The 18,611-nt window shown below is 71.8% G+C and carries 18 protein-coding genes; 4 read left to right on the forward strand and 14 right to left on the reverse strand.

What is annotated here, in order from left to right; all coding sequences use genetic code 11:
• Window positions 1-44 precede the first annotated feature (44 nt).
• Window positions 45-590, reverse strand: a complete 546-nt coding sequence (locus IQ210_RS10370) for a hypothetical protein (protein ID WP_194078614.1) — start codon at window positions 588-590, stop codon at window positions 45-47.
• Between the two features lie 197 nt (window positions 591-787).
• Entirely contained in the window at window positions 788-925 is a 138-nt protein-coding gene (locus IQ210_RS10375) for a hypothetical protein (protein ID WP_194078615.1), read from the reverse strand.
• A gap of 416 nt (window positions 926-1,341) precedes the next feature.
• Here IQ210_RS10375 and IQ210_RS10380 point away from each other — a divergent pair, with 416 nt between their 5' ends.
• The gene (locus tag IQ210_RS10380; RefSeq protein ID WP_194078616.1) at window positions 1,342-2,325 is read left to right on the forward strand and encodes a helix-turn-helix transcriptional regulator; all 984 of its coding nucleotides are present in this window, start codon (window positions 1,342-1,344) and stop codon (window positions 2,323-2,325) included.
• 49 nt (window positions 2,326-2,374) lie between these two features.
• Here IQ210_RS10380 and IQ210_RS10385 read toward each other — a convergent pair whose 3' ends face one another.
• From IQ210_RS10385 to IQ210_RS10440, 12 genes are all read right to left on the reverse strand, one after another.
• Window positions 2,375-2,854 (reverse strand): rhodanese-like domain-containing protein, encoded by a 480-nt coding sequence (locus tag IQ210_RS10385; RefSeq protein ID WP_194078617.1) that lies wholly within the window; start codon window positions 2,852-2,854, stop codon window positions 2,375-2,377.
• On the reverse strand, window positions 2,802-3,890 hold the full coding sequence (locus IQ210_RS10390) for a hypothetical protein (RefSeq protein ID WP_194078618.1): 1,089 nt from the start codon (window positions 3,888-3,890) through the stop codon (window positions 2,802-2,804). The genes IQ210_RS10385 and IQ210_RS10390 overlap by 53 nt, the downstream gene beginning before the upstream one ends.
• Before the next feature lie 212 nt (window positions 3,891-4,102).
• Entirely contained in the window at window positions 4,103-5,746 is a 1,644-nt protein-coding gene (locus IQ210_RS10395; protein ID WP_194078619.1) for a methionine--tRNA ligase, read from the reverse strand.
• Between the two features lie 14 nt (window positions 5,747-5,760).
• Window positions 5,761-6,366: a serine O-acetyltransferase EpsC gene (gene epsC, locus IQ210_RS10400; protein ID WP_194078620.1), complete on the reverse strand. Its 606-nt coding sequence runs from the start codon at window positions 6,364-6,366 to the stop codon at window positions 5,761-5,763.
• A complete protein-coding gene (locus IQ210_RS10405; RefSeq protein ID WP_194078621.1) occupies window positions 6,353-7,561 on the reverse strand; it encodes an NAD(P)/FAD-dependent oxidoreductase in 1,209 nt (402 codons plus the stop codon). Before IQ210_RS10405 ends, epsC begins: the two co-directional genes overlap by 14 nt.
• A complete protein-coding gene (locus IQ210_RS10410; RefSeq protein ID WP_194078622.1) occupies window positions 7,561-8,019 on the reverse strand; it encodes a cupin domain-containing protein in 459 nt (152 codons plus the stop codon). The genes IQ210_RS10405 and IQ210_RS10410 overlap by 1 nt, the downstream gene beginning before the upstream one ends.
• Before the next feature lie 15 nt (window positions 8,020-8,034).
• Entirely contained in the window at window positions 8,035-9,339 is a 1,305-nt protein-coding gene (locus tag IQ210_RS10415; RefSeq protein WP_194078623.1) for a SidA/IucD/PvdA family monooxygenase, read from the reverse strand.
• Window positions 9,336-10,727 carry a diaminobutyrate--2-oxoglutarate transaminase family protein gene (locus IQ210_RS10420; protein ID WP_194078624.1) on the reverse strand — a complete coding sequence of 464 codons (1,392 nt, stop codon included), beginning with the start codon at window positions 10,725-10,727 and terminating at the stop codon, window positions 9,336-9,338. The genes IQ210_RS10415 and IQ210_RS10420 overlap by 4 nt, the downstream gene beginning before the upstream one ends.
• An 89-nt stretch (window positions 10,728-10,816) precedes the next feature.
• Window positions 10,817-12,142, reverse strand: a complete 1,326-nt coding sequence (locus IQ210_RS10425) for a lysine N(6)-hydroxylase/L-ornithine N(5)-oxygenase family protein (protein ID WP_194078625.1) — start codon at window positions 12,140-12,142, stop codon at window positions 10,817-10,819.
• Complete coding sequence (locus IQ210_RS10430) at window positions 12,139-13,632, reverse strand: ABC transporter substrate-binding protein (protein ID WP_194078626.1); 1,494 nt, start codon at window positions 13,630-13,632, stop codon at window positions 12,139-12,141. Before IQ210_RS10430 ends, IQ210_RS10425 begins: the two co-directional genes overlap by 4 nt.
• A complete protein-coding gene (locus IQ210_RS10435) occupies window positions 13,629-14,933 on the reverse strand; it encodes an ATP-grasp domain-containing protein (protein ID WP_194078627.1) in 1,305 nt (434 codons plus the stop codon). The genes IQ210_RS10430 and IQ210_RS10435 overlap by 4 nt, the downstream gene beginning before the upstream one ends.
• A complete protein-coding gene (locus IQ210_RS10440; RefSeq protein ID WP_194078628.1) occupies window positions 14,930-16,222 on the reverse strand; it encodes an ATP-grasp domain-containing protein in 1,293 nt (430 codons plus the stop codon). Before IQ210_RS10440 ends, IQ210_RS10435 begins: the two co-directional genes overlap by 4 nt.
• Before the next feature lie 194 nt (window positions 16,223-16,416).
• Here IQ210_RS10440 and IQ210_RS10445 point away from each other — a divergent pair, with 194 nt between their 5' ends.
• The 3 genes from IQ210_RS10445 to IQ210_RS10455 all read left to right on the forward strand — a co-directional run bounded on the left by IQ210_RS10445 (window position 16,417) and on the right by IQ210_RS10455 (window position 18,604).
• Entirely contained in the window at window positions 16,417-16,953 is a 537-nt protein-coding gene (locus IQ210_RS10445; protein WP_228047428.1) for a DUF3291 domain-containing protein, read from the forward strand.
• Window positions 16,946-18,226, forward strand: coding sequence for an MFS transporter (locus tag IQ210_RS10450; protein WP_194078630.1), 1,281 nt, complete (start codon window positions 16,946-16,948; stop codon window positions 18,224-18,226). The genes IQ210_RS10445 and IQ210_RS10450 overlap by 8 nt, the downstream gene beginning before the upstream one ends.
• A gap of 147 nt (window positions 18,227-18,373) precedes the next feature.
• Window positions 18,374-18,604, forward strand: coding sequence for a hypothetical protein (locus IQ210_RS10455; protein WP_194078631.1), 231 nt, complete (start codon window positions 18,374-18,376; stop codon window positions 18,602-18,604).
• Window positions 18,605-18,611 lie beyond the last annotated feature (7 nt).

The following is an 18,611-nucleotide window of genomic DNA, read 5'->3' on the forward strand; positions in this document are numbered from 1 at the left end:
GTTCGCACGTGGAGGCGCCCGGGGCCCGCTGGTCCCGGGCGCTTTCACATCGCGGGCGCCAGCGCTGCCGTAGCCGCCCACCACGGGGCGCTGTACCACCCCCCGGGCACCCGCCGCCCGCTCACCACGCCACCGGCGTAGTAGTACGGCGTCACCTCGCGCCACCGGTTGGAGACGACGTAGGTGACGGTGTCGACGACCACGCGGCCGTCGTGGGCGGTCACGGCGGGGGTGCCGAGGCCCGGCAGGGGCGGGCCGGGGTCGAGGCGCAGGGCGGTGCGGGCGGCGCGGGCGTAGTGCAGGCCCTCCAGGGCGGTCACCGCCACCTGCGCGTACCGGCCGTCCGCCAGCTGCGCCCGCGCCGTCCGGCACCGCTCGGTGGCGTCGGCGAGGGCCTGCGCGGCGGCACGGTCGTGCCCGGGGTCGAGCCCGGACAGGCCGGCGCCGAGCCGGTCGACCCACTGTTCGGCGTCGTTCCGTACGTCATCCCTCTCGGGGACCGGCTCCGGCCTCGGTGTCTCGACAGCCCGCCGCCGCTGCGCGACGACCGCGAACACCGCTCCCGCGATGAGCAACAGTGCGAACGACACGGCGACAACCATCGCTTCCTCCAGCGCTTCCGGTAGGTCTGTACGACTCCATGAGAACCACGGCCGCTGTGCGGAGACGTCGAGCGGTCTGTACGGCTGCTGTGAGTCCGCCATGCCCAGGCCGCAGATGAACAAAAAGTGAAGGGGCCCGGAACCGTGTGGCGGTTCCGGGCCCCTTCTCGGGGGTGAGATGTGGACTAGGACCAGCCCGGGTCGGTGACCGTCGCGGTCGCCACGGTGGTCGTCCGGGCGTCGGTACCGGAGTCGCTCGCGCCGAGGACGGCGATCAGGGCGGCGGCGGTGACGGCGACGAGCGTGGCGAGCGTGCGGCGCATTTGGTTCCCCCAAGTAGTGGTGTTTTAGCGGGAGTTGGGCCGTTCCGGGCGGTTCGGCGTGACTCCATAGTGGGGTTCGAGTGATCCTCGAGTCGCGTGTTTTCCGTGGCACGAAACGATCTGGCACATGTGTGCCAGTGCACGGCCCGCGGGGTCGGATGCGCGGGCACGGGATCTTCACAGCCGTCCGGGGCGATCTTGCGAAGCCCGCCACGAGCATGATCACGTCATGCTGCTGACCTGCGCGTCCGCTCCCCGGACAGGCTTGTGGTGGGACCCCGTCCAGCGGCACAATCCCTCCGCATGACTTGACCCACGGAGTGGCCGCGCCGGGGCTGGGACGGGCCCGTCCCCCATGTGCCGCCAGCGTTGTCGGGACCCGCCGTCGCTCCGTGACACGAAGCTGGGGGGCTTGCGTGCTGGTTTCTCTCGGACTGACCGAGCAGTCCGACCGCCTGTATCGGGCCATCCTCAGACGGCCGGATCTGGCCGTCGCGGATGCCGCGAAAGAACTCGGGGTCACCGAGGAGAAGTGCCGCGAGGAGCTGGAGGAACTGACCCGCCTCTCCCTCCTCACCCCCACCTGGCGCCGGGACGGCCGGCTGCGCGTGGTCGCCCCCAAGGCGGCGCTCGACTCCCTCCTCGCCCACCAGCAGGCCGAGATCGTCGAACGGCAGCGCGCCCTCGCCGAGAGCCAGGCCGCCGCCGACGCGCTGCTCACCCAGTACGCCGAGCTGCACCCGGAGGAGCCCGAGCAGGGGGCGGAACGATTCCTCGGGGTCGACGCGGTCCGCGCCAAGATCACCGAGCTGACCGCCGACGTCCGCACGGAGATCATCAGCTTCCACCCCGGCGGCCCCCAGCCCGCGGCCCAGTTCGAGGCCAGCGAGCCGATCACCACCGGGCTCCTCGACCGCGGGGTCAAGGTCAAGGGCGTCTATCAGGACTCCCTCCGCAACGACCCGGTCAGCGTCGAACACGCCCGCTGGCTCACCGAGCACAACGGCGAGCTGCGCACCGTCCCCTCGCTGCCGATGCGGATGATCATCCTGGACCGGCAGAAGGCCCTCGTCCCGATCGACCCCGCCGACAGCTCCCTGGGCGCGGTCCTGCTGCGCGAACCGGGCGCCGTGGCCGCGTTCTGCGCCCTCTTCGACGCCGTGTGGGCGACGGCCACCCCCTTCGGCGAACCGGCCCGCCGCAGCCTCGACGACCCCGGCTCCCAGCCCCGCGAACTGCTCCGCCTGCTCGCCCAGGGCTACACCGACGAGGCCGCCGCCCGCCGCCTCGGCATCTCGCTGCGCAGCGAACGGCGCCTGATCTCGGAGCTGATGGAGAAACTGGACGCGCAGAGCCGCTTCCAGCTCGGGCAGCGGGCCGTCGAACACGGGCTGTTGTAAGGGGACTTGGGTAAGGGGACTTGGGTAAGGGGACTTGGGTATCGGGTCTTCAGCAGGCGCAGGCGATCCCGCTGACCGGTGCCGTCAGCGGGTCGACCGCCTGCTTGCGGACGCCGGCCGCGTCCTCGACCTCGAAGCCCTCGCGGGACCAGTACTCGAAGCCGCCCAGCATCTCCTTCACCGGGTAACCGAACCCGGCGAAGGCGTACGCGGCCCGCGTGGCCCCGTTGCAGCCGGGCCCCCAGCAGTAGGTGACGACCAGCGACCCGGCCGGCACCAACTCGGCCGCCCGCTCGGCGATCTCGTCGGTCGGCAGATGCACGGCCCCCGGGATGTGCCCCTGCTCCCACGCCTCGGTGCTGCGCGTGTCGATCAGCACGAACCCCTTCGCGCCCGACTCGATGTCGGCGTGCACGTCGGAGGCGTCCGCCTCGAAGGACAGCCGGCCACGGAAGTGGGCGAGCGCCTCGGCGGGATCAGCGGCGGGGACGCGCAGCACCTTCGAGGGGGCGGTGGTGGTCGTGGTCATGGGACTTCTCCTTGGGTCGGTTCGTGAGGGTGCGTACGGCGGCGACGGCGACGACCGCGAGGATCGCCGCGGTCGCGCTGCCGGGCAGCAGGAGCAGGACGGCGGTGGTGCCGCCCGCGAGATGGGCGAGGGTGAGGGTGACGAGGGCGAGGGTGGCGGCGGTGGCGGTGCCCTCCGCCTGCGGCCGGCCGGTCAGTTCGTGCCAACGGGCGCCGGTGGCCTGGAGGTTGGTGCGGCAGTAGAGGGCGAGGACGAGGGCGCTCAGCAGGGCGAGGGGGGCGAGGGGGAGGTCGGCGAGGGGAGCGGGCGGTCGCAGGAGTACGGCGTACAGGGCGGCGGCGGCCGTGACGCCGAGGAGGGTGCCCGCGAGGGCGGTGCGCTGCGGTACCGCGCCTGCGGGCACGGCGCTCTCGATGCCGACCCAGCCGAAGAGCAGCGGGAGCAGCACCCACCAGGAGGCGGTCGCGTCGGGGGCCCCGCCCAGCGCCCACCATCCCCCGGCCGTCGCCAGCACGACCGCCAGCCGCAGCCGCCGTACCGGCGTCGACAGCGGGCGGGGCCGGTAGGTGGCCCAGGTGGCGGCGGCGAGCAGCGCGGCGACGGCCCACACGAAGGCGTCCCCCGACACCCGGGCCGCGAACTCCCCGGCCGTCAGCGCGACCGCGGCCTGCCCGGTGGCGAACCCAGCGAAGTACAGCCCGGTGACGACCCGCGCGGCCCGGAACCCCAGCCGCCGCCGCACGAACCCGACCGCCCCGCCTCGCGCGGTACCCCCGGCACCCGCGACGAGCAGACACCAGATGATCACCACGAGCGCGACCACCACGGACCACCCGACCGGCGCGGGAGCGAGAGCGGCGGGCAGCAGCAGAACACCCGCGCCGAGGACGGCGACGAGAGCACGGCTCCCGGCCGCGCCGAGGGCACGCGCACCGGCCGCGGCGAGTGCGTGGCCGCCCGCGCCGGGGGCCGCGGACGGAGTGAGCAGACCCGCGTCGGTGGCCATCGGGCCGCCCGCCCCGAACCCGGCACTCACCGAGGAACTCGCCCCGGCCGCGGCGTTTCCGGCAGCCGACGTCCTGGCCCCCGCACCCGATCCGACCCCGGCAGCCGACGAGCTGGCCCCCGCGCCCGATCCGGGCCCGGCAGCCGACGTCCCGGCGCCCGCACCCGATCCGGGCCCGGCAGCCGATCCGGCCCCGGCGTCCGGTGCGGCACCGGCCGCTCGCACCCCCGCACCCCCACCCTTCATGACAGCTCGTGGAAGAACAGCGGTGCCGCGTCCGGCAGTTGCGTGCCCGCCGGGACCAAGCGGTCGTCCAGCGCCGCCCACTTGGGCATCTGCGTCGTCATGTCCACCTGTACGCCCAGCTGTCCGGCGAGGTGGGCCGACCAGCCCGGCATCAGGGGGGCCGAGGTGACCGCGACCGCCGCGAGGAGTTCGAGGTGGGCGACGAGGCGGGCAGCGTACTCCTCGCGCGGGCCGGCGGCCCGGACCAGGGACAGCTGGCGCAGGTCGTCGACGGCGCGGTCGACGATCACGGCCAGTTCGGCGGCGGCCTTCTGCGGGGAGAACGTCTCCGCGCCGAGCGCGGCGGCGATGCGGGCGGGCAGTTCGGCGCGGTCCTCGTCGAGGAAGGTGACGGACAGGGCCGTCTCCGGGACCACCGACTGGAAGTCCTGCGAGAGCAGGTCCAGGACCGTGTCCGTCCAGCGCTCGATGCCACCCGCCAGGACCGTGCTGACGGTGTCGGCGAACTCCTTCATGGAGAAGTTGTTCTGCTCCCGCTCGGGGCCGGTCAGCGCGAGGTGGAAGCGGAGCGCGTCGGCGTTGACGCGGCGCAGGAACTCGCCGCCCCAGATGGCGTGGCCGCGGCTGGTGGAGAACTTGTCGCCCTCCAGCCGGTAGAACTCGTTGATCACGACCTGGCTCGGCAGGGTCAGCGTGCCCTGCGCGAGCAGCAGCGCCGGCCAGAGCACCGCGTGCGAGAACGAGCAGTCGAAGCCTATGAAGTTGACGATCTTCGTGTCGGGGTTCGTCCACAGGCGCTCCCACTCCGCCTTGTCGCCGTTGGCCTCGGAGAGGCGGGCGGTGGCGGCGGCGTAGCCGAAGATGCCGCTGAACCAGGTGTCGAGGATGTGTCCCTCCCAGCCCTCCAGCGGGACCGGGATGCCGTAGTCGGCCTCGCGGGAGATCGGGGTGTCGGGCAGGGCGCGCTCGAACAGGCCGTCCAGGTAGGAGATCAGGCGCGGGCGCCACTCCGCCTTCGACTGGGCGTCCGCGTAGTAGGCCTGGAGGCGGTCGCGGTAGTCGTCGAGCGGGAACACGATCCGGCGCAGGGTGGTCAGGCCCGGCTCCTGCCGGCAAGACGTGCACTTGGGGTTGGCCAGGCCCGCCGGGTCCTGGGCGAGACCGCAGGCCTCGCAGTAGATGCCGTCGGAGGGGTCGGCGCAGAACTGGCACTCGCCGCGCACCTCGGCCTCGTAGAGGTAGCGGTCGCAGGGCTCGCAGCGGAAGACGGGCAGCTCCTCGACCTTCAGCGCGCCCGCGTTCCACAGCTCCAGGAAGAAGCGCTGCACGAACTCGGTGTGCGTGGTGTCGGTCAGCGGGCGGGTGAACCAGTCGTGGTGCATGGAGCCCAGCGACAGCGTCTGCTCCATGCGGTCGCCGAACAGCTTCGCGGTCGGGTACGCGGTGGAGCCGATCTCGGCGGCGCGGCGCGGGACGTAGCAGGAGTGCTCGTCGGAGTAGCCGACGTACCGGACGTCGTGGCCGCGCTGGCGGAGGTGCCGGCTGAGGATGTCGGCGCCGAGGAACGGGCCGGAGAGGTGGCCGAGGTGGAGGTCGCCGTTGGGGTTGGGCGGGGCGCTGGTGACGACGTACGAGGTCATGGTCTTCGAAGTCCTTACGATGCGAGCTGGTTGAGGGCGGGCTCCGGCACGGCGCTCGTGTCGAGCGCCGGGAGCACCTCGCAGGTCGGTGCCACCACGCGGCTGTGCGGCGGGAGGTCGTCCAGGACGATGGCGTGGGCGCCGACGCGGGAGTCGGAGCCGACGGTGACCGGGCCGAGGACGCTGGCGCCGGTGCCGATGATCACGCGGTCGCCGACGACGGGGTGGCGGCGGGACCCGGCCGGGCGGCGCAGGTCCTTCCACCAGCCGACCGAGCCGAGCGTGACCTGGTGGTAGAGCATCACGTCGTCGCCGATGCGGACGGTCTCGCCGATGACGACGGCGGTGCCGTGGTCGACGAAGAAGCGGCGGCCGATCCGCGCGCCCGGGTGGATCTCGATGCCGCTGACCGCGCGGGCCAGCAGCGACAGGGCGCGGGCGGTGAAGCGGTGCCCGCGCTGCCAGAGGCGGTGCGCGACCCGGTACGTCCACAGGGCGTGGATGTGCGGGTAGAGCAGCACCTCGGCACGGGAGGAGGCGGCGGGGTCCTTGGCGAGGACGGTGGCGATGTCCTCGGCGAGCAGCGCCCGCAGCCGCGGCCCCTTCTCACATGTGGTCATACGGCGCCTCCGGTCTGACCGGCCGTCCCGCGAGGAACCGCTGCGGACGGTAGGGCTCCAGGAGCTCCTGGATCGCCTTGCCGGGTACGGCGCCGCCCTCGATGATCTCCTTCGCCGCCAGCTCGGCCACGGCGGGCGCCATCTTGAAGCCGCCGCCGCTGAAGCCGAGGGCGAGGTACAGCCCGTCGGGGCCCGCGGCGCCGACGACCGGGCGCTTGTCCGGCGTGTAGCCGTCGAGGCCGGAGCGGGTGCCGGCGAGGGGCGCGGTGGCCGCCTGCGGGACCCGGACCGCGATCGCGTTGATCGCCGCTTCCAACTCGGCCTGCGTGAGCGGCTCCACGTCCCGGCCCAGCTCGGTGTCCGGCTTGCTGGGCACCCCGAAGTAGAAGCGGTCCAGGCCGTCCGGCCGGAAGTAGGAGCCGGTGGTGTCGTCGATGCAGGTCGGCACCGAGGCCCGCGAGCCGCGCCGCCCCGCCCCCGGCAGCTCGGCCTGCGCGAGGCCGATCCGGCGGGCGGTCACCGGGATGTGCACGCCGAGGTACTCGGCCGGGGCCGAGCCCCAGGCGCCGCCCGCCAGCACCACCAGCGGCGAGTCGATGCGGCCGATGGAGGTGAGGACGCCGGTGACGACACCGGCGTGCTCCAGGACCTTCATCGCCCGGATGCCCTCGGACGGGGAGACCCCGAGCCGGTAGGCGGCGGCCAGCAGCGCCCCGGAGGCCATCATCGGGTCGGCGTAGCCGCCCTCGGGCTCGTAGGCGGCCAGCGCGACGTTCTCGGTGCTGAGCCCGGGATAGATCTCCTTCAGCTCGTACGGGTCGACGACCTCCACCCGCCGATGCCCCGCGGCATCGGTGGTCGCGGCGGCGTTCTGCCGCAGGTCCTCGGCGTGGTTGTCGCCGACGATCATCACGAACCCGGTGCGCCGGTAGCCGCAGTCGCCGCCGATGACGTCGGCCCACTGCTCGAACACCGGCAGGGAGCGCGCGGCGAGCCGCGTGTCGGCCACAGCGGTGTGGTGCAGCCGCAGCAGCCCGCCCGAACGGGACGTGGCGCCTTGGGCGTTGACCCGGCCCTGGTCGCACAGCACGATCCGGCCGAGTCCGGCCAGCGCGAGCTGGTGCGCGATGGCCGCGCCGATCACCCCGCCGCCGACGACCACCGCGTCGGCGTGCGCGTGCACGATGGGACTCATCAGGCGGACACCCCTGCCACCACACGGGAGTTGACCGGACCGGACGGGTCGTCGATCTCGAACACGGCGGCCCACTTGGCGCGTTCGCGGGCGATCGCCTCGGCGCCGCCCCACCAGATGGTGACGAACCGCAGCCGGGTCTCGCCGTCGTTGGTGAGGTCGTGGTCCTGGTACGGCGTGATGAACACCGTCTCCCCGGCCCGCACCCGGCGCGTCTCGTCGCCGATGCGCATGACACCGCTGCCCTCGGTGATGAAGAACATCTCGTTCTCGTCGTGGTTGTGCGCGGTGGACGTCTCGCCGGGCGCCACGTCCACCCAGGCACCGCCCCAGAAGGGCTCCTCGACCGCGCCGGGCCAGGGGAAGATGCGCCGGCCACTGACGTTGTACGGCTCCTCGAAGACCATGTCGTCCTCGTGGGCGGTGAACACGTGCATCAAGCTCTTCTTCTCGCTCATATGGGTTCCCCCGTTTCACGCGGCGACGGGCTGCCGCAGTCGGCTGCGCAGGTCGCGGTGGATGGTGTCGGCCTTGGCGGCCATCTGGCTGAAGGAGGTGGCGGAGCCGATGCCGTGCCGCCACTCGGTGAGGCCGTCGAGGTAGAGACCCACCTCGCAGTCGTCGGTGGTCTCGGCGCGGTAGGCCCGGGTGACATCGGGGCGGCCCTGCGCGTCGAACTTCAAGTAGGGCTTGAACGCCTCCAGTTGGCGGGGGAAGGCGGCCTCGCGGTAGCCGGTGCAGACGATGACGGCGTCGGCCTCGATGACGCTCCGCTCGCCGGTGAAGACCTCCTCGGTCTCCAGCCGTACGACGTCCCCGATGACGGAGACCCCCCGCACATCGGTGCGGCGGTGCATGTGCAGCCGTTGCCGCCCGGTGAGCCGGTCCTGGTAGACGGCCTGGTAGAGCCCGGTGGAGACATCGGGGTCCACGGCGGCGTAGTTCGTGGCCCGAGCCTGGTTCAGAGCCCGCTCGCGCTCCTCGTCGCCGAGCGCGTAGAAGTAGTCGGTCTCGTCGGGGAAGTACACCTCGTTGCTGAAGTGGCCCAGCTCGTACATCCGGAAGCCGGCGTGCCGGACCAGGGAGTGGATGTGGGCGTCGGGGTGGAGACCGGCGAGGTGCAGCACGATCTCACCGGCGGTCTGCCCGGCGCCGATGACGGCGACGCGGTCCAGCCGGCCGAGTCCGGCCAGGGAGGGCAGCAACTTGCTCGCGTGAAAGACACGTTCACCGAGCGCGGGCCGGAACACCTCGGGGACGTAGGCCTCGTGACCGGTGGCGAGGGCGATGTTGCGGCCCTCGACGCTGTGCACGGAACCGTCCCGGGGATCACGCGCCACGACCCGGGCACTGCGCACCCGCCCGTCGTCCCCCACCACCGGCTCCACCGACAGCACCTCGCGGTGGTAGTCGACCCGGCCGCGCACCTGCCCGGCCGCCCACTGCACGTAGTCCGACCACTCCAGGCGGCTCGGGTAGCCGCCCATCAGCGTGAACGGGTAGAAGCGGCCGGTCTGGTGCAGATAGCTCGGGAACCCGAACCGGGAGCGCGGGTCGCGGGGCGTGGCGAAGTCGCGCAGGAAGTGGTGCTGGATGTCGGTGCCGGGCAGGACGAGGTTGGGCTGCCAGGCGGAGTCAGCGGCCTTCTCCAGGTAGCGGGCGCTGAGCACCCCGCCGTGGGCGTCGTCGTGGTCCTCGACGGCGGCGGCGAGCGCGATCCCGGAGGGCCCGAACCCGGCGACGACGAGATCATGGACGTCGTACGGGCTCATGCTCATCGGAGGGCCTCCTCGGCGGCGGTGAGGGCCTCGCGCAGGATGCGTCCGGCGATGTCGATCTCCTGCTCGGAGCAGTTCAGGGGCGGCAGCATGCGCACGACGCAGTCGTCACGGCCGCCGAGTTCGAGGATCAGCCCGCGGCTGACGGCCTCCCACTGCACGCGCTTGGCGAGCTTGGTCGCGGGCTGCCCGGTGACGGGGTCGTTGAGCTCGACACCGGTCATCAGCCCGAGCCCGCGCACGTCGGCGACGTACGGGCTCACCGCGCGCAGCCCCTGGAGGTGCACCATCAGCTGCTCGGCCCGCGCCCGGACGTTCTCCAGGACCCGCTCCCGCTCGACCACCTTCATCGTGGCGACGGCGGCGGCGAAGGCGGGCTGGTTGCCGCGGAAGGTGCCGGTGTGGGCGCCCGGCGCCCAGGCGTCCAGCTTCCCGTCGTAGAGGATGACGGCGGCCGGCAGGCCCATGCCGCTCAGCGCCTTGGACGCGCACACCACATCGGGCTCGATGCCGTACTGCTCGAAGGCGAACCAGGTGCCGGTACGGCCGCAGCCGCTCTGCACCTCGTCGACGATCATCGGGATGCCGAGCCGCCGGGTGACCTCACGCACCCGCCGCACGAACTCCACGTCGGCCGGGATGACCCCGCCCTCGCCCTGGACCAGCTCCATGATCACGGCGGCGGGAAGGGTGATGCCGCCGTTGACGTCAGTCAGGGCGCGCTCCAGGAAGGTGGCGCAGTTGACCTCGCAGTTCTCGCGCTTGAGGCCGAGGGGGCAGCTGTGGCAGTTGGAGTACGGGAAGAAGTGCACGCCCGGCATCCGGCCGCGTACCGGCTCCTTCTGCTCGACGAGCCCGGTCACGCTCATCGCGGCCATCGTGGCGCCGTGGAAACCGCCCTGGAAGGTGATGACCTCCTCGCGGCCGGTGGCGGTCTTGCACAGCTTCAGCGCGGCGTCGACGGCGTTGGCCCCGGTGGGCCCGCAGAAGTGGATACGTGTCCGCTCCCGCATCGGCGCCGGCAGCATCCCGATGGTCAGCTCGGTGAACTCGTCCTTGATGGGGGTCGGGAAGTCCAGCCCGTGCACGAACTCGTCGAGCTGCCGGTGCGCGGCGGCGAGCGGCTCGGGGTGGTTGTGCCCGAGGGAGAGCACGCCGGCCCCGGAGAGGAAGTCGAGGAAGACGTTCCCGTCGAGGTCCTCTACGTAGCTCCCCTTGCCGCGTCGTATGGCTATGGGGAGTTTTCGCGGATAGGAGCGTGAGTTGGATTCGCGAGCGGCCTGCCGGTCGAGAAGCTCGGCGCTGCGGGGCCCGGGAAGGGTGCCGGAAACGAAGGGTCCCGGGTAGCCAGGGGAGGTGGGAGCGGCGTGATCAATGGTTGCGGTCATGAGGGTCAAGCACTCCAGTTACGTCGGTGAGGGATACCTAGGGGCGCGGGGAACTGCGCGACCAGCCACAACGGACCGGCACACGCGCATCAGGCCGCAGCCAGCACGGCGCTCCGGTCGTTACTGGACAGCACCGCACTCAACGAATCCGTAAGCGTCGCCGCCCGAAGCGACAGCAAGCTGAACGACCCGGCGTCACCAATCCCATGGCTCGACTCGCACAGCCCGTTGAGGAACAGCGGCGGCGTCCCGTCGACGACCGGCATCAGCGCGTAGTCTCCGGAGACCTCCAGCCGCCCGTCGCTCTCCTTCGCGAAGCGCGACGCCAGCCCGGCCATCAACGGCGGGCAAAGCTCCTCATGCGCCCCCGGCCCCATGTTCCGGAACCCAGTGGCAAGCACGGCGAAGTCGACAGAGTCCGTCACCGTCTCTCCGGTGTTGCGCTCCCGGAAGTCGATGTTCACCCGCCCGTCGGCCTCGGCCACCGACACGGCCTCCAGGTTGCCGCGCACGAACAGCCGCTGGTCGCCGTCGAGTTCCTGCTCGTAGATCTCCAGGTACAGCTCCCGCAGCACGTCGATGTCGGCGGACGAGTAGTTCGTCGGGTGCATGTAGGCGTCGAGCGCCTTCTTGCCGTCGCGCGAGGCCCGGAAGTAGTAGTCGGTGAACTCGGGGAAGTACCCCTCCTCACTGAACGGGCTGGTGTCCTTCTGCCGCAGCGAGTGGGAGCGGGTGTACGTCGTGACCCGCGTCCGCGGGAAGCGCCGCCCGAGGTCAAGCGCCAGCTCCACCGCGCTCTGGCTGCCGCCGATGACCGCGACCGAGGCCGGTTCGCCCGAAGCCGTCAGCGAGGCCAGCTTCGGCAGGTACTGGGTGAGGTGGAACACCCGGTCGCCGCGCAGCGTGTCGTAAGGCGCCGGAATGTACGGCGTCCGGCCCGGCCCCATGACCAGCGTGCGGCCGAGGTAGCGGCGGCCCGACATGGTCGTCACCTCGTACAGCCGCTCCCCGTTCTCCTCCACGACCTCCAGGCCCTCGGCCCGCTGGTTGCAGTCGACGAGGTGGGAGAAGAAGCCGGCGGCCCAGCGGATGTACCCGGCGTACTCCTTGCGCAGCGGGAACTCCGAGGGCAGGTTCAGGTGGCGCAGCAGCCGGCCCTGCTCGTGCAGGTAGTTGAGGAAGCTGTAGCGGGAGCGCGGGTTGCGCAGGGTCACCAGGTCTCGGCTGGGGTGGTTCTGGATGTCGGAGCCGTCGAGCAGCATCCCGGGCTGCCACTCCGGACTCGGCCGGGCCTCCAGGAAGCGTGCCGTCAGCGGTGAGTTCCGCTCCTCCAGGGCGATGGCGAGGGCGAGGTTGGCGGGTCCGAAGCCGATGCCGAGGATGTCGTAGACAGGAGTGGACGTGCGGCTGGTCATCGCTGAGTGCTCCTTGAAGTGACAGTCGTGAAGGTCGGGTTGCCGTCGAAGTCGATGCGCAGGCCGCCGATGCGGTCGGCCGCGTACACGCGTTGGTCGGTGCGGTACCAGAGGGGGATCAGGGCGAGGTCGCGGATCGCGATCCGGTCGGCCCGCCGCCAGGCGTCGACGCGTTCGGCGGGGTCGGTGGCGGCGCGGGCGCGGGCCACCAGGGCGTCGAACTCGGCGTCGACGTACCGCCCTTCGTTGTCGCCGTGGGCGGTGCCCTCGGCGTCGGGGGCGGTGCACGAGGAGTGCAGCAGCGGGAAGAGCATGTTGTCGGGGGTGGGGTAGTCGCAGGCCCACCCGGCGCGGCACAGACCTGCCGCCGCGATCGACGTGCGGTGGTCGACGAGTCCGCGCGCGTCGGTGCGCAGCAACTCGACCCGCCAGCCGTGGACTTGCTCCAACCCGTTGGCCAGAGCGATCACCCAGTCGTCGTGCCCGGCGCCGGTGTTGTAGGCGAGGTCGACGCGGGTACCGGGCCCGAGCCCCGCCTGCCGGGCCGCTTCCCTGGCCCTGGAGGGGTCGTACGCCGTCCAGTCGTCCTCGATCTCCGCGCGCGGGGTGTGCGCCTTGCCGAACCACGGCGAGAGCAGCGAGTGCGCGGCCGTACGGCTGCCGTGGAAGTGGGTGTCGATGAGCCCCTGCCGGTCGATGGCGGCGGAGACCGCCCGGCGGGCGTCCACCGAGCCCATGGGCGTCTGGTGGCAGAAGGGGATGAGGTAGAACAGCCCGGCGCCTTCCTGCTCCAGGTAACCGGCCTTTTCGGAAGCCTCCTTGGTCCGGGCCGGCGGGATGCGGGCGTAGTCGTAGGTGCCGTCGACGAAGCGGGCGTACTCGTCGTCGAGGGCGGTGACCGGGTCGAGGATGTCGAGGTGGATCTCGTCGATCTCGGGCCGCGGCCCGAACCACCGCTCGTTGCGCCGCAGCCGGATCGCCTCGCCGTGCCGCCAGGGTCCGTCCATCACGAACGGGCCGTTGCCGACCGGGAGATCGTTGTACGACGTCTCCAGCGCGGCCGGCGTCCAGGACGGCACCGGGAAGAAGACCGGCTGGAGCGTCTTGAGGTCGAACTGGACGTCGGGCTCGGTGAGTTCGACGACCAGCGTGGCGTCGTCCACGGCCGTGAAGTCCCGGACGCCCGCCAGGTGGTAGGCGGTCTCGGTGTTGGCCTCGGGGTCGAGGGCGCGCCGCCAGCCGCGTACGAAACTGTGCGCGGTGACCGGCTCGCCGTCGCTGAAGACGGTGTCGGTGCGCAGCCGGAAGGTCCAGGTGGTGGCGGTCGGGTCGGCCTCCCATTCCCGAGCCGTGGCCGGGATCAGCCCGCCGTCCTCGTCGAGCGCGAGCAGGCCCGTGAACAGGGCCTTGCAGACCAGGATCCCCTCGCCCTCCTGGGCCTTGTACGGGTCGATGGCGGTGGGCTCGGTGATGCCCATGCGGAAGATCACGCGGCGCCCCTGACCACGGGCGGCACCATGACGACGTCGAGCTGCTCGTCGAGTTCGGCGGCGATCCGCTCCACCCGGTCGACGTCCTCGACGCTGCGGTAGGGCGCGGCGACGGCGAGGGAGCCCGCGATCTCGTACCAGCCCTCGGGGGCGCGGCGGAGCCGGTCGCCGGGCTTGGAGGCGGGGATGTAGGAGCGGAAGTACGGGGAGTGGTAGGCGTCGCCGGGGTTGTTGCGGACCAGCGTGCCGGTCCGGTAGGCGAACTTGATGCAGGTCGCGGCGCGGGGCGTGGCCGCCCTGCGGACCTCGCCGTCGAGGACGGCGGCCCGCTTGGCCTCGTCGTCCCCGGCGAGCACGGCCTTCGCGTACAGCCGTACCGCGTCGATGCCGTGCACCTCGCGCAGGTTGCGGTAGTTCTGGCCGCCGCTCATCCGGGTGGCGAACTCCACGACCCGGTACCGGCCTTGGGCGTCCTGCCGGAACTCGGCGTTGAACAGGCAGTGCTCGACGCCGAGTCCGGCGACGATGCCCTCGGCGACCGCGACCAGCTCCGGCTCCTCCTCCGGGGTGCGGAAGGGCAGGGTGTAGAAGTCCTCCTCGAAGTAGGGGCCGGGCATCTGCATCTTGTTGGTGACGCCGACGAGGTGGAACTCGCCGTTGACGACGACCCCGTCGAGGGTGACCTCCTTGCCCGGCAGGAACTCCTCGATCAGCGCGATCTCGGGGCCGTCGCTGGGGAAGTAGCCGCCCCACTCCTCGGCGAGCCGCGCCACGTCGGTCAGCGCCCGCTCCAGCTCGTCCCGGTCACGGACCAGGCTCACGCCGATGCTCGCGGCGAGCGCGCTGGGCTTGACGATGAAGGGGTACGAGAAGTCCTCGGCCGCCTCCAGGCCGGCCTCGACGCCGCTCACCCCGGCGAACTGCGGGGCGGGCAGGGCGTGTTCGGTGAGGAAGGTGCGCTGGAGCTTCTTGTCCCGGGAGATCGCGTCGGCGGCGGGGCGCGGCCAGGAGTGGCCGAGCAGCTGGTTGGTGCGGGAGGTGACGGCGATGTCGCTGTCGTAGAAGGTGATCGCGGTGGCGATGCCCAGCCTGCGGGCCTCGTCGGCGCAGAAGGCGGCCATCGACTCGCCCTCCAGCTCCTCCGGGACCGGGATCACGGAGGCGAAGCGGCCGTCGGCGGCGGCCTGCTTCACGCCGGTCGCCAGGTGGATCTCCAGACCCATCCGCTCCAGGGTCTCGATGTGCTCGCGGTGCCACGCGTACGTGTTCCGCATGATCAGCAGGATCTTCGCGCCGCTCATGCCGCGACCTCCTGCGACAGCTCGACGGTGACGACGGTGATCTGCTCCAGCAGGGCCTCGGCGGTCTCGATCGCCGCCGTGGTGTCCGGACCGGTGGTCAGCACCTGTCCCGCGCGGTCCCAGTTGCCGCGCAGCTCCCCGAGGACGTCGCCCGGCTTGACGGTGGTCTCGACGTCGATGACGTCAGCCAGCTGCTTGGCCTCCTCGACGCCCTGCACCTCGACGACCGTGCCGGGGCGGGCGGACAGGAAGCGGGTGGCGGCGGAGCGCCCCGGCACCGGGCGGGCGTCCAGGGCCGGGATCAGCCCGAACTGCCAGGCCACGATCCACTCCTCGACGTCGATGCCGTAGGCGGCGTTCAGCAGGTCGAAGATGCGGTCGCCGCCCATGCGGTTGTGACTCTCGATGATCTTCGGGCCGGTGGGGGTGAGCCGCAGCTCGGTGTGGGCGGCGCCGTCCGTGAGGCCGAGGGCGTCCAGGAAGCGGGCGACCGTGTCCTCGACGCTCCGCTCCTGCTCGGGGGTGAGCCGGGCCGGCAGGGCGTGCCCGAACTCGATGAACCCGTTCTCGCCGCCGGTCAGCTTCTCCGTGATCGCGAGGACCACGTGCCGGCCCGCGAAGGAGAACGACTCCACGCTGAACTCCGGGCCGGAGATGTACTGCTCGACGAGGAAGCGCTCGATGTGGAAGAAGTTCCCCCACTGAAGGTCGGTGCGGGCCCGCAGTGCCTCTACTCCGGCCCACGCGGCGGCGGCCTGCTCGGGCCCGTCGATGCGCTCGACCCCGAGGCTGGCGGTGGCGTCGGCGGGCTTGAGCACGAACGGGTAGCCGTGCGCGGCGCCGAAGGCGACGAGGTCCTCCGCGTTCGTCACCTCGGCGGCGGCGACCGACAGGTCCCGGGTGTCCTCCGAGGCGGCCAGCAGCTCACGCATCGCCCGCTTGTCCCGCAGGAGTTCGGCCGTCCGCTCGGTCGTCCCGCCGAGTCCCAGGTGGTCGCTGATCCGCGCGGCCGGCACCAGACCGGGCTCGGTGATCGACACCACCCGCGTGAAGCCGTACGCGGTGTGCGCGGCCTCGATCAGCGGGCGGGTGGTCTCCCAGTCGGTGTAGTCGGCGATGATCACGGCCTCGGCGAGCTTCGCCGCCTCCGGCACGAAGTGGTCCTGGTGCTGGATCAGCACGAAACGGATCCCGAGGGCGGCCGCCTTGCGCAGGGTCTGGATCCGGCCGCCGACGACGAGCAGCGTGGGGTCACCGGTTGATCGCGAGGTCGCTGATTGCTGGGTCATGGCGAAAACTCTGGTCCATGAATTCCGCCGGGAAAATACTTTCCAGGTGGCACAAGAATGCCCGGCACAATTGATCCAGCAGGCCACCGGAAAAGCCCCCCTGGCACGTTTGTGCCACGCACTTTGGTGCCCGCCCGTTCCCCTTCCTACGCCGCTGCCGCACCGGGAACATCGAGGTCATGCCAAGGATCGCCATGACTACGTTCGCCGTGCTCAAGCAGCCGTATCCGCACCTGTCGAACGACGACTTCAACGCACTCGAACCACTGGTTTTCGGCGCCTCGGAAACCAGCCCCGGCTTCATCGCCCGCGCCACCGCGATCGACGTCGTCGACACCAAGTGGACGAATTTCGGCCGGGACTACGGCGACTGGGGGTTCTTCGACGCGCCCGCCTTCTACACCGGCGGCCGCACCGACGACACCGACACCCGCGCCTCCACCCTCTCGCTGTGGACCGACCTCGCCTCCGTGAAGGCGTACGCGTACGGCGGTCTGCACCGGCAGGCGCTGCGCGACCGCCGCCGCTGGTTCGCCCAGATCCCCCACAAGCTGTACGCGGCCTGGTGGGTGGCCGACACCGAGATCCCCACCTGGACCGAGGCCTGCCGGCGCCTCGAGCACCTGGACACGCACGGTCCCAGCGCGCACGCCTTCGACTTCAGGCAGCCCTTCGACCCCGAGGGCCGCCCCGTGTCCTCGTCCTCCGCCCCCGAGGTGACCCATGTCTAAGCCCAACGTCCGGGCTCTGCTGCTGGTGCTGAGCGCCGCGGCCTTCCTGCTGACCCTCGCCGGTTCGGCGCTGAAGAACACCGTCCAGGTCTACTTCGTGCCGATGGCCGACACCTTCGGCGGCTCGCGCGGCGCCCTCGCCTGGGCGACCACGCTCTTCGCCGTCACCGTCGCCGTGGCCTCCCCGCTGGTCGGCGCGATCGCCGACCGCATCGGCGGCGCCGCCACCCTCGCCGTCGGCACCGCCCTGTCCGGCGCGGCCCTCGTCGGCTGCGCGCTTGCCGGCCGGCTGTGGCTGTTCGTCGCGGTGTACGCCGTCGTCGCCGCGCTCGCCTCGACGATGCTGTCGTACGTCCCGCTCGGCGTCCTCGTCGACGAGCTCTTCCGCGACGGCCGCAAGGGCCTGATGTACGCGCTGCTCACCAACGGCGCGGCCGTCGGCTTCGTCGTCCTGGTGCCGCTGTGGTCCTGGCTCGGCACCTGGGCGAGCTGGGAGAACGTGCTGCTCGTGGTCGGCCTGGTCTTCCTGTTCGTGCTGGCGCCGGTCGCGCTGCTGGTGGCGCGGGCGTCGGGCAAGGTGACGTCGGCGGACGCGGAAGCCGCCGTGCCGGACGAGTCGCCGGTCCGGCTGTCCTTCGCCGAGCGGTTCCGGCTCACCACCCGCAACGCTGACCTGCGCCGGCTCGCGCTCGCCATGTTCGCCTGCGGCGCCACGATGGCCTTCATCGACGTGCACTTCATCCCGCTGATGCACGACCACGGCCTGGGCCACACCGTCTCCTCCACCGCCGTCGCCCTGCTCGGCGTCTTCGAGATCGCCGGCGGACTGCTCGCGGGCTGGCTGTGCGACCGGGGCCGGATCAAGGCGGTGCTGCTGAGCGCGTACGCGGTGCGCGGGGTGGCGATGCTGCTGGTCGCCCTCACGCCGACCGGCACGGTCGCGATCGCCTTCGGCATCGTCTTCGGCATCAGCTACCTGGCCACGGTCATCGCCACCACCATGTGGGCGGCCCGGGTCCTGCCCGTCGAGGTGCGCGGCTTCGGCATGGGCCTGGTGTGGACGGTCCACGCCCTCGGCACCGCCCTCACCAGCGAGGTCGGCGCCCTGATGGCCGACTCGACGCACAGCTACACCCCGGTCACCCTCGGCTGCGCGGCCCTCGCGGCGGCGGCCTGCGTCCTGGTCCTGGCCAGCCGCGTACCCCCGACGGACACCACGGCGGCGCCCGAAGCCCCGCTGGAGGAAAAGGAGCTGGCCCCGGCAGCCGGCTGACGCCCAAGCCCAGGTGATTGGTGAGTTTGTGTCACCTGGGTGCCGTAAAACCGCAGGTCGCCGTCGCCCGGCGTGAAACAAAGTCACCAATCCCCCAAGGACCAGCCCGCCATGTATGAGCCCCGTACTCGTCAGTTCCTTCTGGTGATGACCACCGCCGCCTTCCTGCTCACCTTCATCGGAGCGGGACTGAAGATCACCCTCGAGGCCTACGTCGTGCCCATGGGTGAGACCACCGAAGGCGCCGGTGCCTTCCTCGACGGCGCGGCCACGTTCTTCGCCGTCACCACCGCCGCCGCCTACGCCCTGCTGGTCTGCGTGCTGGTGGCGGCGCGGCGCGTACCGGCGGCCGACGCCCCTTCCGACCTCCCCTCCTGAAGGAGCC

This window comes from Streptomyces justiciae (assembly GCF_015163075.1).
GTDB lineage: Bacteria > Actinomycetota > Actinomycetes > Streptomycetales > Streptomycetaceae > Streptomyces > Streptomyces justiciae.